Source organism: Dyadobacter sp. 676 (genome assembly GCF_040448675.1).
Taxonomy (GTDB): domain Bacteria; phylum Bacteroidota; class Bacteroidia; order Cytophagales; family Spirosomataceae; genus Dyadobacter.
In genome coordinates this window covers 4,875,323-4,890,888 of the sequence record NZ_CP159289.1, presented here as the reverse complement: position 1 = coordinate 4,890,888, position 15,566 = coordinate 4,875,323, and the positions used below count along the sequence as shown (strand labels likewise).

Below are 15,566 nucleotides of genomic sequence, written 5' to 3'. Positions count from 1 at the left end.
TCCCGGTCAGGCTCACAAATAATGTTGAATACAAAGCTTACAATATAGTCAACAACCTTTATAGAAACGGAGGTAAATTATGAAAGCGATTATCGTAACAAATGAGGCTGAAGGCACAGCCGGAATGAAGCTGGCGGAACGAGCGGACCCCGCTGCGGCGATGAACGAAGTAGTTGTTCAAGTTCATGCTTCGGGGTTCACTTTCGATGAGCTTGCATGGCCATCAACATGGACGGATCGGCTCGATCGTGACCGGACCCCGTCGATTCCCGGACACGAATTTTCCGGAATCGTTACTGCCTTGGGCTATGGGACAACCGGACTTTCCATCGGACAGCGCGTATTTGGCCTGGCTGACTGGTTTCGCGATGGCTCCCTGGCTGAATACATCGCTATTGAAGCGCGAAACCTAGCCCCACTTCCGGGCGATGTTGACTTCACGATCGGCGCTGCTCTGGTTATGCCCGGCTTAACCGCGTTTCAGGGGCTCTTCGAGCACGGCCGCCTTCAATCGGGACAAAGCGTAATAATTCATGGTGCCGCAGGGGTAGTCGGTTCAATGGCAGTTCAGCTGGCGCGCCAGGCGGGTGCTTACATCATCGGAACTGGGCGCGCGAGCGGTCGCCAGACAGCCCATGAGTTTGGCGTACACGAATATATCGATCTCGATAATGGAACGCTGGAAGACGTTGGTAATGTCGATCTGGTTTTCGATGTCCTGGGTGGTGAGATTACTACTCCGTCCGCAGGTGTCATTCGCCCCGGAGGGACGCTGGTGACTATCGCCGGGCCGACTGATGCGCGCCCCATCGACGGTCGTACGATAGATTTCATAGTTGAAGCCGATCGCAGACAATTAACTGAGCTCGTTCAACGAGTGCGAGAGGGCAAGCTAAAAACAAATATTGGAACTATTGCCGGCTTGGATGATGCCATCGCCGCCTTCAATCCTTCGAGCCCGGCAAAGGGAAAAACGATTATACGTGTACATTAATGAATATTCTTCATATTGATTGTAGCCCGCGAGCCGATTCGCACAGCCGTCAACTCTCGGCTTCAATAGTAGAAAAGCTCCTGACGATCCATCCTGATGCAAATATCAGTCGTCGAGACCTTGGATACGAACCGATACCGATACCTCACACGGCGTCAGATTATGCGGCAGCGTTAGCAACACCTGTGACGCTGGCGGCTATCGATCCGTGTGGAGACGCCGTGCGTTTGTCTGAGCATCTAATTCGAGAGATCGAGGCCTGCGATGTGATTGTGATCGGAACACCGATGAATAACTTCACGATCCCCTCCGTGCTAAAGGCATGGATTGACCAGATTCTCCGTGTTGATCGGACGATGCGGTCGACCCCAGCCGGGAAGGTCGGAATGCTGCGAGACCGGCCCGTCTTTGTCGGCATTGCCGCAGGTGCCGTCTTCGCCGGGGACCGGGCTAACCAGCCTGACTTCCTGACGCCATATCTTTCAGCGGCCTTCGGATGCATTGGGCTCAATTCGGTCTACTACCTGCCGTTGCAAGCCACCGCATTCCTGGATAATACACAGGCCGCCGAGAAGCGACAGTTACTCATTTCCATGATCGAACCCGTGATGCTCAGCATATCGGACTTGGCGTAATGCTCATCAAAAGTGTTGGAGTATGTAAACCAGGTATGGCTTACATACTCCGTATGCTACGGAATAGCGTTGACAGCTAGCCAGTTTGCTGAAAATGAGCGCCGTATTGGATATTTCCGAACCGCACTTTTTTATACGGATACCATTTTAGTCGAGCGGGCCTGAGCGTCGATGCGCCTGGTTGGGCGCCAGATATCCGATTGAGGCGTGTGGTCGAAGGTTATTATAGGCTTGAATGGCCCGTTCGATAGAAGTGCTTGCTGCTGAAAAAGAAAGAAAACCTCTCAGTTTAAAATCTTCCTTCAGTGTTCGGAAGACGCGTTCGGCCATTGCATTCTCATTCGGGTCGCCGCTTTCAGCCATGCTGATGGACACGTTTTCGTTTCTCAACCGGTTGACGTATTTCCATGAGCAGTATTGCACGCCGCGATCAGAATGGTGGATCAGTGGTTGCGAAGGATTTGTTCTGGACAACAGGGCCATGTCCAAGGCTTGTACCGATCCCTGCGCCTGCATAGTTTTGTCCAGGTGCCAGCCGACAATTTTGCGTGAGTAGGCATCCAGGATCACCGACAGGTACACGAAGTTGGAACCCAATGGGATATAGGCGGCCGCCGCGCGGTCATATCGGCCACCCAAAGTGCATTGGCACGTTTGGGTATCAGGTTCTTAGCTCGGTTTGGGTACTTGCAATAGCAGTGCTCAGAGTTGGTCGTCCTGACGCATTTGTCTTTTCGTTGTGATAATAAATTATTGTCTTTCAATAATTTATGCAACTTATCGCGACCAAGCTTTATCTGGTGGCCACACACAAAATCCTTCATTAAATCGTGCAATTTCGCAGTTCCAATTCCAGGAATCTGCCGCCTGATACGACGGACTTCACCAAGGATAAGGTCTTGCTCGAAGCATTTCTTCTCACGACGCCTGGCAGCCGCATACCAGGCTTGTCTTGACAATCCAATCGGCCGACGCGGCAATTTAGTAAGCTGTTCCATACCTGCAAGCGGGTAGCGACGGGTCAGCCTTTCGTTGTTTGGGTGGTACGCCACCGCGGCCAGACTTTTTTAGGATCGGAATGTTAAACCGCGCTGGCCGCCCAGTGTTCTTCCGCGATCTGTATGGCAGTTTCAAATGCTTCGGCTTTAAGTCGAAGGAACCGGTTTTCCTTTTCCGTTTCCAAAAGCCTTTGTTCCAGGGCTTTCAGATACGACGCATCAGTTTTCTTTTTCATAGTCTGAATAAATGATTCAAGAAATAAATATGGCTTTAAGCGATGCTTGAAATACCACCGGTTAAGACGGCGGAGCTCGGTCTGCGAAATGTGCAGCGTCTGTTGGATCTGGTCTGCGGTGGCAATCTCCGCCCGGAATGTCTCGACAACCTTTCGTTTGAAAAGCAGCGATTTTCTACTTTTTTTATTTCTACCTAATATGCTAATATACATAATGTTACCAAGTTATTGTACACAATAATCAGTAGCATATGTTAGGACGCATAAGTAGCGATATGTTAAGTAGGGAAGGGTAACCCTATTGTTGGCAGTGACTATTACCAGCGAGGCTAAATAAAAGGTACTTAGAGTAAAGCTCTAAGCCTGGGGTGAAATGGTAAGCCTAAGGGGGTAATAAGTTACTCTTCGATAACAATTGATGTTCAGCTCCAAGAACGCGTAATCTCACACATCATTTTGTACAGAGCAGGCACGCCTCAAAAAAGGTAGGCAAAATTTGGGTAAGTCCTGCAAGCCGTTGAATTAACTACAGCTTGCAGGACGATTTTCATTGTTTGATAAACTGTATGGCCTGTTTATCTTCCTCAGTCCGCATAAACAAAAAGTAGCTACCCGTCATCAGATTGCTAACAGGGATTTTGATCGTTTGATTGGCATCCGGGCTGGCCGAAAGTTGTTGGACCACCCTCCCTGCACTATTTACAATCTGCACCTGGATGTTGCTATAAGCCCTGTTGAGTTGCAGCTGCAATACATCGGCTGTCGGGTTGGGGAAGACCAGGATTTCCGTCACCGTTTTATCCTGCAACAAAACAATCCGGCTGTAATCGGTCTCACCCGTAGCATGGATAGTCTTTAAGCGGTAGTACTGTTTTTTGCCATTGGCCTGAAGGTCAATAAAGTTGTAGGTATGCGTCTCCGCGGCATTTCTGGCATCCAGATGGCCGATCACATTGAAATGAAAGCCATTGTCGCTTTTCTCGACTTCATAGCAACAGATCTCGCTTTCATTCTCGGTCACAAAGTTGACGCGCGCCGTCCGGCCCTGCTGCTGCCAGGCGACTTTGAACGAGATCAAATCTACCGGCAAAGCGCCGCCTGTACCAGCAGTCAGGGAAGGTACATACCGCCATGGGCCATACATCTGTCCGGTGATAGCTGTCACCGGGTCATACTGGGCCCTGGCCCTTACTTTGGTGTACTTTCCTGCTTGCTTGGCCACCAGGCTTTTAAGCTCGGTACCCATTACCGTCAGGTCCGTAAAGCCGGGTTGCCGGGAGGTGTACAGAACACTGTTGGTAATGGGAGTGCCGCTGTAAGGCTCGTAGCTGACCTTGGTTTCCCAAACCAGCTTGCCTTTCGCCCTGCCCAGGAAGGATTTGACATACAGGCCTGTGCCGAAGCTGGCAAGCGGAAAATTGCTGCTGCTGATCGGGGTGGCAAGGTCAACATTGTACAGGTTCAGGTTATTGCGGTTACTGATCGTTGCCTGGTTGCCATAATATACAAAAGCGGCACCTTCATCAGTCTGGCCGTTGTCGTATTGATTCGCCCCGACGATGACATCGCTGTACCCGTCCCCGTTTACATCACCGGCACCGGATACAGAAATGCCCATTAAGGCACCGGACTGGTTGCTTTCTAACATGGTCGTAGCTGCTGTATTAATCCCGGTGACTGAGCCCAGGTAGATAAAGGCAGCCCCCTCGGCACTTTGACCATTGGAGTACCGATACGCCCCTACGATGACATCGCTGTACCCATCCCCGTTCACATCCCCCGCGCTGGCCACAGAAACGCCCATACTTGCACCTGCCGTGTTGCTTTCGATCATACCCGCGGCGGTGGTATTGATCCCTGCCGGCGAGCCATGATAGATAAAGGCAGCCCCCTCATTGGATTCGCCGTTGTCGTAAAAGTATGCGCCCACAATGACATCGCTGTACCCGTCACCGTTCACATCTCCGGTACCGGCTACAGACGAGCCCATTCCTGCACCTCCCTGGTTGCCTTCTACCATAGCGGCGAAGGTGGTACTGATCCCCGTGGCTGAGCCATGGTAGATAAATGCGGCCCCCTCATTGTTATCGCCATTGTCGTAGTTTTGAGCGCCGACGATCACATCGCTGTAACCATCCCCGTTCACATCCCCGGCGCTGGATACCGAACAACCCATGATGGCACCTGCCTGATTGCTTTCTACGACGGCAGCGGCGGTGGCATTGATCCCTGATGCTGAACCGTGGTAGATAAAAGCAGCTCCTTCCTCATTCTGCCCATTACTATAATCGATAGCTCCCACGATCACGTCACTGTACCCATCCCCGTTCACATCCCCGGCACTGGCAACAGAAATGCCCATCTGCGCGCCGGCCTGGTTGCTTTCCAGCGTGGCAGCGGCCGTGGTACTGATCCCTGATGTTGAACCCTGATAGATGAAAGCGATTCCTTCCTCTTCTTGTCCATTGCTATAATAGAGTGCTCCTACGATGACATCACTGTAACCGTCCCCGTTCACATCCCCGGCACTGGCCACGGAATAGCCCATACTGGCATTTGCCTGGTTGCTTTCCACCATGGACGTCGCCGTGGTATTAATCCCACCGGAAGATCCATGATATACAAAGGCCGCACCTTCACTGGGTTCACCGTTGTCGTACCCTGGGGCTCCCACAATCACATCACTATACCCATCCCCATTCACATCCCCGGCGCTGGCCACCGAAAGTCCCATACTGGCGATCGCCTGGTTACTTTCCAGCATGGCAGAAGCAGTAGTACTGACCCCTGTCGCTGAGCCGTGATAGGTAAAAGCGGCCCCTTCATCGGTTTCGCCGTTGTCGTATTGATCGGCCCCGACGATGACATCGCTGTATCCGTCCCCATTCACATCCCCGGCGCTGGCGGCGGAATACCCCATTTGTGCACCGGCCTGGTTACTTTCCAGCATTTGCGGGCCCACGGTAACAACCCCTGTCGCCGAACCATGGTATACGAGGGCGGCCCCTTCATCGGTCTGGCCGTTGTCGTAAAGGAATGCGCCCACAATCACATCACTGTACCCGTCACCGTTCACATCCCCGGCGCTGGCCACCGAAACCCCCCAGTCGTGCATTAACCTGGTTGCTTTCCAGCATGGTGGAAACGGTTGTACTGATCCCCGTCGAAGAACCATAGTATACAAAAGCAGCGCCTTCATCGCTTTCACCATTGTCGTAGAAGTATGCCCCCGCAATCACATCGCTGTAACCGTCCCCATTTATATCCCCGGCACTGGCCACGGAGATCCCCATGTATGCAACTGACTGGTTGCTTTCCACCATTGCAGCGGCTGTCATGTCGATCCCTGTGGCCGAGCCATGATAGACAAAGGCAGCCCCCTCGTTTACCTGACCGTTGTCGTAGGAGTAAGCACCGACAATCACATCGCTGTAACCATCCCCGTTCACATCCCCGGCGCTCGATACAGAAATGCCCATATTCGCATTCGCCTGGTCGCTTTCGACCATAGCAGCAGCAGTCATATTAATCCCTGTGGCCGAGCCATGATAGATAAAGGCTGCCCCCTCGTTTGACTGACCACTGTCGTAGGAGTAAGCACCGACAATCACATCGCTGTAACCATCCCCGTTCACATCCCCGGCGCTAGATACAGAAAGGCCCATACTCGCATTCGGCTGGTTGCTTTCCAGCATCGCGGCTGCGGTAGTGCTGATCCCTGCGACTGAGCCATGGTAGATAAAGGCTGCCCCCTCGTTTTCCTGGCCATTGTCGTAGGAGTAAGCACCGACAATCACATCGCTGTAACCATCCCCGTTCACATCCCCGGCGCTGGCGGCGGAATAGCCCATTTGCGCGCCGACCTGGTTGCTTTCCAGCATGGTGGAAATACCGGTACTGATGCCTGTCGCCGAACCATAATATAGGAAGGCGGCACCTTCGTTGTTCTGGCCGTTGTCGTAGGTACGCGCCCCCACAATGACATCACTATAACCGTCCCCGTTGACATCCCCGGCGCTGGAAACAGAAAAGCCCATATTCGCTGCCGCCTGGTTAGATTCCAGCATGGCAGCGGCTGTGGTACTGATCGGGTCAATGGTGATGGGGTATACCGCCCCCTGGGTGTGGACACGAATAGCGTAGTCGCCGTGGTCTTTTTCGAAGTTTGCTGCCAGTATCTTGCCAGTGGCATCCCAAACCTTTAATTGTTCGTAATTCAAAACCACGCCGCTTTGCCCGTGCACAAATTGCAGCCGGTCGCTGCTCAGCCGCTGTTCCAATGTGGTCTGTACGCTGAAATTCAGTTTCAGGTCTTCATCATCCGACAAAGGCTTCTGAACAATAAAATTCTGCCGCATACCTTCCTGGTTGTTGATATACTGCACGGTGACGTTTTCGGTTTTATATTCGGCTTTGCTTCCGGCAATCTCCCAGGTGCCCGGGCCAATTTGCTCCTTATCCAGGTTAAAGGCGACTTTCCAGTCCGGCAGGGTCTTGTATTGTATTTCATCCGGGGTAGCGCTGATATCGAAATCACCAACGGGTATACGGGTAGTGCGCGGCTGAACGGTAAACCCGTTTTCATCATAATGAAAACGAAGGTTGTTTTTCCGGTTGGGCGTGCTGTAACTGTTCCCTGTTTTCTTGAAATGGTATTCGCTTTCTTGCAGGCTTTTCATCGCAGCTGTGTACCAGTCGCTTTCTTTTAACTTTTCGATCTCGGGACCTTTCAGTGGCTGGCCTCCCAAAGATCCATTAAAAGCTGCCAGCGATGGCTGTGGCGCAGCACAGGGCTGGGTGACTGAGGGTAGTTCTTTAAGCTGCGTAAACGACAGCGGCAAAACCAGCACGGTTAACAGTAAAGGTTTCAGGTTCATACTTTTCGGTTATTTTTTTAAGGCTGTCTGCACCCCCAGGCCATACGCCTGGCTTGCAGCTTTTTACAACGTGAAAAGGTAGGGAAATAGTTATCTATCGTCCGTACGCATAATTATCAGCCTTTTGTAGAAATTGCGCGACATCAAGCGGGGCATGACATGAGTAATAGTTATAACTTGCTCAACAACTGAAAGGCCGAGATTGAATTAAAAACGAATGCTTTCGTATTGATGGAACTTGGAAAACAAGCAATGAAAAGGCAAGTTATAGCCCAACAATCTTAGATTTATTATACAAATTACCGACATTTTGATTATCCTTGACAGTCTGCGCAGCCGCCTGGGCTTCTTCTTTGATCTTTTCAGTTGTGCTTAGCATAATATCGGGTAATAGGTCCGTTGGAAAAGCAACAATAATTATACCATGCAAAGCGAACCAATAGGCTTTTAAGGTTTAGGTTCTATCGTAAAACTGAGGGATCTCGACTTCAATATCAAAAGTTATATGCAACCTAAATGCAGCCCATCGCATCTTACGATTGAAAACAAATCCTAGTCAACTCTTATGAAGTATATCATTAATAACCTGTTTGCAATTTGCTTACTGTGCAGTTCTGCCCATGCGCAACAAATCAAAGGTTCAAATAGTGTAGCACAACTACAAACCCTTGTAGAGCAAACTGGGCCTGATCAGCCCACATCTGTCCATCTTTTGGCAGACAAGCGCGCACTCCAAATTGGTGATTTGATTGTTCCCTTAGCCAAAACTACTCTTATCCGATCTGAAAGAGACGGGGGGAAATACCAAGTCAAGTTTTTTCTCCAAAACGGGACAGCCATAACCAAGGTAAGCGATCCAAATTTTCGCCGGGCGTACTGGGCACTCTCCTTGCAGGATAAAAAGGCGTGTGAGCAATTTGTCACCTTATTCAAGGAGTTACAACTTGATGAAAAGGGATGACTAACTGGTTATATTACCTCGATCCGCTTGTCAAAGTGCTATCGCCTCCTACTTAGTGTGAGAGAGGAAATTTGTAATAATGAAAAGCTTGGCTGCAATACAACCAAGCTTTTTGCTTTACCCTCTGACCTCCCCCCGCAAACGAGACAGCTGAAAATAGAGATTTTCGGTGGCAAAAACGGGTCAAAATTGTAATTTGTCACTATGAAAAAGTCGAAATTCACCGGGTGCAGATTGCGTATGCCCTTAGGCAATCTGAGGCCGGAACGCGGGTCGAAGACATCTGTCGTCAAATGGGCGTCTCTCAGGCAACATTTTTTGCCTGGAAAAAGAAATATGGTGGGCTGGGGGGTTACTGCGCTCCGAAAATTGCGCCAGTTGGAGGAAGAAAACGCCCAATTGAAGAAGCTGGTAGCGTAGCGGCCACTGCGGCCCAAGACGCGCTCTACAACGGCGAACGGTTCCGGGTATTAACTGTAGTCGATAATTGTACGGGGCCGGCGGCAAGATTTGCCTAGGATTACTTCCGGGAAAATCACTAAAAGGGAGCGATGTTGTCGCTGAACTGAGCCGAATCAGCTTGGTAGAAGGCTGCTTTCCAGAGCGTATACAATGTGATAATGGCAGCGAATTTATTTCAAAGGAAATGGACTTATGGGCATATTCGAATGGTGTTACACTGGACTTTTCAAGGCCTGGAAAACCGACAGACAATCCGTATGTTGACCGGGTCGCCGGAGCGATCTGTTAACGGGAAGTTCCGGGATGAATGGCTTTCCGTCAATTGGTTCTTATCTCTCGACGATGCCAGAGAAAAGATCGAGGACTTTCGATGGGAATACAACCACTTCAGGCCGCACAGCGCACTGAATGATTTAACCGCAGCCGCGGACGGTCCCGAAGGAATTTGTTAATTTACATCAAGAAACGCCGGAAACTCTACTTTTAACCGTCTGAATACCTGGGAGGACGTCAATGTTCATTTCGTAAGCATCTTACTGTTTCACAGCACCTTACAAGTGTTAAAGGGACGAATTCGGGACCAAATTCGGTAGGATCAGATCAGTCCCGAATTCGTCCCGTGGCTTTTGATAAAAAATGAATGTTTTGCAATCGCTAGCAGAAAACAAAATGCCCGCAAATGGTTGATTTACGGGCATATTGAGCATTTGATTGTACTTAGAGTGGAAGCGGAGGGAGTCGAACCCTCGTCCAGAACAGGGAAAACCTGCGTCTTCTACATGCTTATCCGCGATTCGGTTTTCGAGCCTGACAAGGTTCACGGCGGACCTGCATCATAGCCTTAGATACTAGGGTCTCGTCAGGTATCCGTATCGCTAACCTGACCAGCACTGCGTTTCGACACCCCTTAACCCACCCGGCAGTACGTAGGATGGAGGGATGATGGCATTAGCTTAATCTCTCCGGATTAGGCAGCCATGGCGTAAGTAGATTCGCCAGTTATTGTTCGAGAACATTATTTCCGGGAGGTGCTCTCAACTCCCGACATGCTTACACACAAGCCCTCAGCCCGCTGTCAAAACCGGTCACCCCCATTTTTGGTCGTGCAGCTTCGGTAAAGCCAAAGTTCGTTTGCAGATAACTTTACAATTTTCAAATGCAGAAAGTTCGTGAGGTTTTATAAAAATCCGAAACACAACAAATAAGCAGTTGAAAAGCAATACATTACATTGGAAAAACATTGCTCATTCAGTCATTCAAAACTCTAAAACTCTACCCGATAACTCAACACCGGAATCAACCCGAGTTGCTTTTGCACTACAACCCGCTTCTGTCGGGTATCAAAATACCGGTAGGCCTCATTTTTAGTCCCTGATACATTCTGCAGATCGATCGCGAGGGTCCGATTGAATTTTACCCGGCCTTTTTTCCAGTATATCCGGAGGTCGGGACGGAAGTAATCTTTCATTTTAACGGAATAATCAGCCTGGTACACATAAATGGTTTGTTTCAAATAGGCAGCATATGCGGCATCGATAGGCCTGTCGCGGAAACCACCCAGCCACAATATCTTTGCATTCACGCCCCATAACCCGCCGTGCCGCGCTTTGAATTCCCTCCCGGTAGTGACGCTGAACGTATGCCCTCCATCAAAGCGGCTATCATGCCGCAGGCCCAGGTAGTCGGTATACGTTGCCTTGTAGAGCGAACCAGAAACAAGCAAATAAAACTGACTGGCGAGGTACTTTTGAAAAGTAGCCTCCAAGCCGTAATTCCGGCCGGTTCCCTGATTGTACAAGCGCACATCCGGACGTTCCTCGATAAGGTTAATGGCCGAATAGTTGTCCCGCATGTCGGTCCCGACCGGCACATCGAACTGGTGCTGCCAATATGCTTCGATTTTCAGACTGCTGCCTCGCTTGAAAAATTGCTGATAGGCAAGGGTTACCTGATGTGCACGGGTCGGTTTCAGATCGAAATTTTGGCCGATATTGGTCATCCCATATACGGATGAATATACATTTGGAGTTTGTAACTGGCTATGCAAGCCATAACTTACGCTCAACTGCTTGTCGGGCGCTCCCAACCACTTCACGCTTAGGCGTGGTTCGACAAGCGCACTGGCTTTTACTCCCGGCCTTTGTACCCGGCTGATCATACCGTGCAAACCAACCTCTGTTACAAATGCTCCCGCCCGATGCGACCAGCTAACAAATGGCTGAATATACCACGACTTTACTTCCAAATCGGGAAAAGCGGGTGGCATCCTGTATTGCTGCGAAGTCATGTATAAACCACCCCTGAATGCCACACCCGAACGGATCTTGTAGTTCAGCGTGGAGTTAAACGAAATTTTGCCGTTCACAATACCATCGTTTCCAATCAGGTCACCGTGCTGCAATGTAGCTGGATCGACTTGATATGCTTTACGGAAAGTGTTGAGGCCGGAGGCCACCAGCGCGGTCCGCAGTGACGCCCGGCGTCCGACCGGCTGGTCTAATGTTGCGCCCGCGGCGCCCATTTTGTTCTCGTAATACACATAGCGGCCATCTTTCTCAAACTGCCACGCAGTCGTGTCCTTATCCGGCTCAAAGGTGTTTTTGCTCACTCCTCCCATGCCGAATATGGCAAACCGGCCACCCTTCCGCGTCGGGAAGTTGAGATGAAAGGCAAGGTCCTGAAACCGGATATCCTCTCCACCAAAATTCACGCCCATCGCACCGAGCAGGCCGGTGAACGAATAACGGTAGTTGACGAGATAGGACGCTTTCGATTTTCTGAAAAGCCGGCCCTCTGCCGCCAGATCGAGGCCAATCAAACCTGCCTGGCCGGTAAATTCCGTTTGCTCGTCGTTACCCTTTCTCAGAGCCATGTCCAGAATAGCCCCAGTGGCATTTCCATACTGTGAAGGAAACGGGCCGCTCATAAAATAGGATGTTCCCATCAACTGCGTGCTCAAAATATTCACCCCTCCCCCGGTCGATGTCGGTCGGTCACTAAACGTTCCTGCATTCGACAGATGGTTCGGGTTCACGATCTCCACTCCTTCCAGGCGCCATTGCATACTGTTCGGCGAGTTGCCGCGTACCACCAGTCCGTTGGCCTGATCGTTGGCTGCGGCTACTCCTGCGAAGGAGGTCGCTACACGCGCAGGATCGAGGTAGGTGGCCGCGTAGCGCAGGGTTTGTTCCGCGGTAATGGCCTGCACGCTGTTGAATGCCGGCGGCCTGTTGCCCGATACGGTTGCCTCTTGTAACTGCCTGCCGGTAGCGCTGAGCCGCACTTCCTGCACGTTTTCCTTGCCCGATTCGAGCAATATCTCCTGGATTACGAGAGTCTGGTAGCCTACGAACGATACCGTTAGAATATGCCGGCCTACCCCTACTCCTTCAAAACGGAACTGCCCCGCTTCGTCGGTCATGCTGCCTTTGTCGTCAAGCTGAACGGTCGCTTGCGCCAGCGGCAGGCCGGTATCGGCGTCTTTCACGCTCCCGCGCACAACGGATGTAAATTCCTGGGCAAAAACAAAATTGACGGAAAGAAAGAGCAGTAAAATGATGCGGATCATAGGTGGACGGTTAATATTCAAAACTACCAGTTACAAAAATAGAGTGAATCGTTGCGCCGGACAACTCGTAAGAGTATGACCGGTTGGTCCAAAAAAGACCTATTCTCCAGGTAGGCTGCTCAAAACACTCATGAATAACCGGATCGTGTTCGTGGAGGTCGCCCTGTTCGAACCGCCAAAAGTAAGGGCGCAAAAAATAGTAGCACGCATAGGGGAAAACAATAGCCGAGTTGTCAGCAACAAAACAAATACTCAATTTAACCGACAACAACTATGAAAAAACTGGCAACGTTTCTGGCCTTTCTCCTGTTTGCTGCCTGTGACAATGAAAAAGTAGTGGATGAAAACAAGCTTCCGGTCAATGCACAGGATTATATCGAGGCCCACTTCCCCGACGCCCGAATTTCGCAGGTAGTGCGCGAGCGCGACAACCTGGAAACCACCTATGACGTCATTCTCGATAACCAGGTAAAACTCGAATTTGATCACAAGGGCGATTGTTACAGTATCGAAAGCCGCCGCACTGAAAAACTGCCAGATACCGTTATCCCCGTCAAAGTACTCGAATACATCCGGGAGCATTACCCCGACGCCTTCATTACCGACTGGGAAAAGGACCGGACAGACCAGGAAGTGCGGCTATCGAACCACAAAGAGCTGGTTTTCAACCTTGCAGGTACCTTCTTGCGCATTGATGACTGAAATGGATGCATATTGGATTCAAAAAGCAGGGTAACCCACCCTGCTTTTTTATGCCCTCAAAGTGCTATTTATCGTACTTTTGCGGCTCGCAGCATGACTCCCGACTATGAAAGTTGAAGATATAGAATCGTTTTTCAAGGATTTACAAGACCGCATTTGTTCAGCTATCGAATCTGCCGATGGCGGTGCGCAATTTCACGAAGACCTCTGGCAGCACCATTCCGGCGGGGGCGGCCGTACGCGGCTGATCCAGCACGGCGGCATAATTGAAAAAGGCGGTGTCAATTTTTCAAGCGTGAAAGGCGAGGTACATCCCAGGTTACGCGCGCAGATGAACCTGGGCGACGACGCCAGCCCGCAGTTCACGGCTACGGGCGTGTCCATCGTGATGCACCCGCGCAATCCTCACGTGCCTATCATACACATGAACGTGCGGTATTTCGAGCTCGATAATGGTACCTGCTGGTTCGGCGGGGGCATCGATCTCACACCGCATTATGTGGTGGAAGAAGACGCGCGCACGTTCCATCGCGCTTTGAAAGACGCCTGCGACAAACATCATCCCGGTTTTTACCCCCGGTTTAAAGCATGGGCCGACGATTACTTTTTCATCCCGCACCGCAATGAAACCCGCGGGGTGGGCGGCATTTTCTTCGATTACCTCAAACCCGACGAACCCGGCAACGGTGAGGGCTTATCCAAAGCCCGGCTTTTCGGATTTGTAAAGGAAATAGGAGAAAGTTTTGCCCCGATTTACACGGCGCTGATGAAGAAGTACGCCGACAAGCCGTTTACCGAACAACAAAAACAATGGCAATATCTGCGCCGGGGAAGATATGTCGAGTTCAACCTGGTATGGGACCGTGGCACGAAATTCGGCCTAGAAACCAATGGCCGGACCGAATCCATTCTGATGAGTCTGCCACCTCAGGCCAACTGGGAATACAATTTCACTCCCGAACCGGGCTCGGAGGAAACCGCAACCCTAGGCTGGCTCCGCAAGGGCATAATCTGGTAACTCCCAGGCGATTTCTTTCCGGTAATATAAATGTCCGTTTTCGACGGTAAGTGGGGAACGGAAGTTATTGGTATAAAGCTGGCCGGTGCCCAGTCCCTGCGGCAGCGGGTTGTTAAACCTGGCCGTATATTGCGCAATTGCGTTCAGCCCGATATTGGATTCCAGCGCCGAGGTGATCCACCACCCGATGCCCAATCTGTTCGCTATTTCGATCCATTCGCTGGTAGCCGAAAAGCCGCCCAGCAACGTCGGTTTGAGGATGATAAAGGGCGGCATCAGTTTTTTGAGCAATGCAAATTTTTCGCGGTAGGCGGCAACCCCTATCAGCTCTTCATCCAGTGCCACAGGCACCGGCGAAGATGCGCAAATTTCCGCAGTGAGCTCATGCTGCCCGGCTTTTACCGGCTGTTCGATGGAATGCAGGTCGAATGCGCTGAGGCGCGCAAGTTTCTCCTTCACATTTTCGGCTGTAAATGCGCCATTGGCATCGACGCGCAGCGTAATCCTATCCTTATCGAACCGTTCCCTGACAGCCTCCAATATCCTGCACTCCTGCGCAAAATCGATAGCTCCCACCTTCATTTTCAGGGTAGTAAAGCCCTGTGAGAGCTTTTCCTCTACCTGCGCCAGCATGTTTTCATAAGAACCCATCCAGATCAGCCCGTTCATCAGGATCCCTTCTTCACTCCCGGAAAAACCGCTCTTAAAAAGGATCCGCCGGCCGCCGTTCATAATGTCGAGCAACGCCATTTCGATACCCGCGCGAACGGAAGGAAGGTTTTCGGGAATAAGCTGTTCGAGAATGATGCCCAGATTGAATGGAAAAACTTCCAGGTCGAGCTCATTGAATATGCTGCAGACATCGGCGAGTTGCGCCTCGAAATCCGGAATATCGTCGACACTCAGGCCCGGTAACGGTCCGCATTCACCGTAACCGGCTACGCCGGGCTTCTCCGAATCGGTGATCATGACGATCCAGGATGTTTTTTGTGTAAGTACCCCGCGAGAGGTGCCCGCTTCTCTACGAAAATGAAGCGTATGTGGCTTATACACAATTTTTAACGGCATGATTTTGCGGTGTCAGATTTTAAAAGGGGCACAATATTAGACAAAAT

General features: G+C 50.9%; 11 protein-coding genes, 1 other RNA gene and 1 pseudogene. 6 read left to right on the top strand and 7 right to left on the bottom strand.

Annotation, left to right across the window (positions count from 1 at the left end):
- Nucleotides 1–79: 79 nt before the first annotated feature.
- Together ABV298_RS21845 and ABV298_RS21840 are read left to right on the top strand one after the other, a co-directional pair.
- Nucleotides 80–994, top strand: coding sequence for an NADP-dependent oxidoreductase (locus ABV298_RS21845; protein WP_353718281.1), 915 nt, complete (start codon nucleotides 80–82; stop codon nucleotides 992–994).
- Entirely contained in the window at nucleotides 994–1,629 is a 636-nt protein-coding gene (locus tag ABV298_RS21840; protein WP_353718280.1) for an NAD(P)H-dependent oxidoreductase, read from the top strand. The genes ABV298_RS21845 and ABV298_RS21840 overlap by 1 nt, the downstream gene beginning before the upstream one ends.
- Before the next feature lie 147 nt (nucleotides 1,630–1,776).
- On the opposite strand, the gene ABV298_RS21835 is transcribed toward ABV298_RS21840, so the two are convergent.
- From ABV298_RS21835 to ABV298_RS21820, 4 genes are all read right to left on the bottom strand, one after another.
- On the bottom strand, nucleotides 1,777–2,268 hold the full coding sequence (locus ABV298_RS21835; RefSeq protein WP_353718279.1) for an IS3 family transposase: 492 nt from the start codon (nucleotides 2,266–2,268) through the stop codon (nucleotides 1,777–1,779).
- A gap of 442 nt (nucleotides 2,269–2,710) precedes the next feature.
- Nucleotides 2,711–2,863, bottom strand: coding sequence for a hypothetical protein (locus ABV298_RS21830; protein WP_353718278.1), 153 nt, complete (start codon nucleotides 2,861–2,863; stop codon nucleotides 2,711–2,713).
- Nucleotides 2,864–3,410: 547 nt separating this feature from the next.
- Nucleotides 3,411–5,978: an FG-GAP-like repeat-containing protein gene (locus ABV298_RS21825; protein WP_353718277.1), complete on the bottom strand. Its 2,568-nt coding sequence runs from the start codon at nucleotides 5,976–5,978 to the stop codon at nucleotides 3,411–3,413.
- Nucleotides 5,929–7,740 (bottom strand): integrin alpha, encoded by a 1,812-nt coding sequence (locus ABV298_RS21820; protein WP_353718276.1) that lies wholly within the window; start codon nucleotides 7,738–7,740, stop codon nucleotides 5,929–5,931. The genes ABV298_RS21825 and ABV298_RS21820 overlap by 50 nt, the downstream gene beginning before the upstream one ends.
- 565 nt (nucleotides 7,741–8,305) lie before the next feature.
- On the opposite strand from ABV298_RS21820, the gene ABV298_RS21815 reads away from it, so the two are divergent.
- Both ABV298_RS21815 and ABV298_RS21810 read left to right on the top strand, forming a co-directional pair.
- On the top strand, nucleotides 8,306–8,701 hold the full coding sequence (locus ABV298_RS21815) for a hypothetical protein (RefSeq protein WP_353718275.1): 396 nt from the start codon (nucleotides 8,306–8,308) through the stop codon (nucleotides 8,699–8,701).
- 204 nt (nucleotides 8,702–8,905) lie between these two features.
- A pseudogene (locus ABV298_RS21810) lies at nucleotides 8,906–9,615 on the top strand (transposase).
- Between the two features lie 268 nt (nucleotides 9,616–9,883).
- On the opposite strand, the gene ssrA reads toward ABV298_RS21810, so the two are convergent.
- Nucleotides 9,884–10,256, bottom strand: a transfer-messenger RNA (tmRNA) gene (gene ssrA / locus ABV298_RS21805).
- A 171-nt stretch (nucleotides 10,257–10,427) separates the two neighbouring features.
- A complete protein-coding gene (locus ABV298_RS21800; RefSeq protein ID WP_353718274.1) occupies nucleotides 10,428–12,731 on the bottom strand; it encodes a TonB-dependent receptor in 2,304 nt (767 codons plus the stop codon).
- A gap of 273 nt (nucleotides 12,732–13,004) precedes the next feature.
- Here ABV298_RS21800 and ABV298_RS21795 point away from each other — a divergent pair, with 273 nt between their 5' ends.
- Together ABV298_RS21795 and hemF are read left to right on the top strand one after the other, a co-directional pair.
- On the top strand, nucleotides 13,005–13,433 hold the full coding sequence (locus ABV298_RS21795; protein WP_353718273.1) for a PepSY-like domain-containing protein: 429 nt from the start codon (nucleotides 13,005–13,007) through the stop codon (nucleotides 13,431–13,433).
- 106 nt (nucleotides 13,434–13,539) lie between these two features.
- Complete coding sequence (gene hemF, locus ABV298_RS21790; protein ID WP_353718272.1) at nucleotides 13,540–14,451, top strand: oxygen-dependent coproporphyrinogen oxidase; 912 nt, start codon at nucleotides 13,540–13,542, stop codon at nucleotides 14,449–14,451.
- On the opposite strand, the gene ABV298_RS21785 is transcribed toward hemF, so the two are convergent.
- Nucleotides 14,419–15,519 carry an o-succinylbenzoate synthase gene (locus ABV298_RS21785; protein ID WP_353718271.1) on the bottom strand — a complete coding sequence of 367 codons (1,101 nt, stop codon included), beginning with the start codon at nucleotides 15,517–15,519 and terminating at the stop codon, nucleotides 14,419–14,421. The two genes, hemF and ABV298_RS21785, sit on opposite strands and share 33 nt — an antisense overlap.
- Nucleotides 15,520–15,566: the final 47 nt, after the last annotated feature.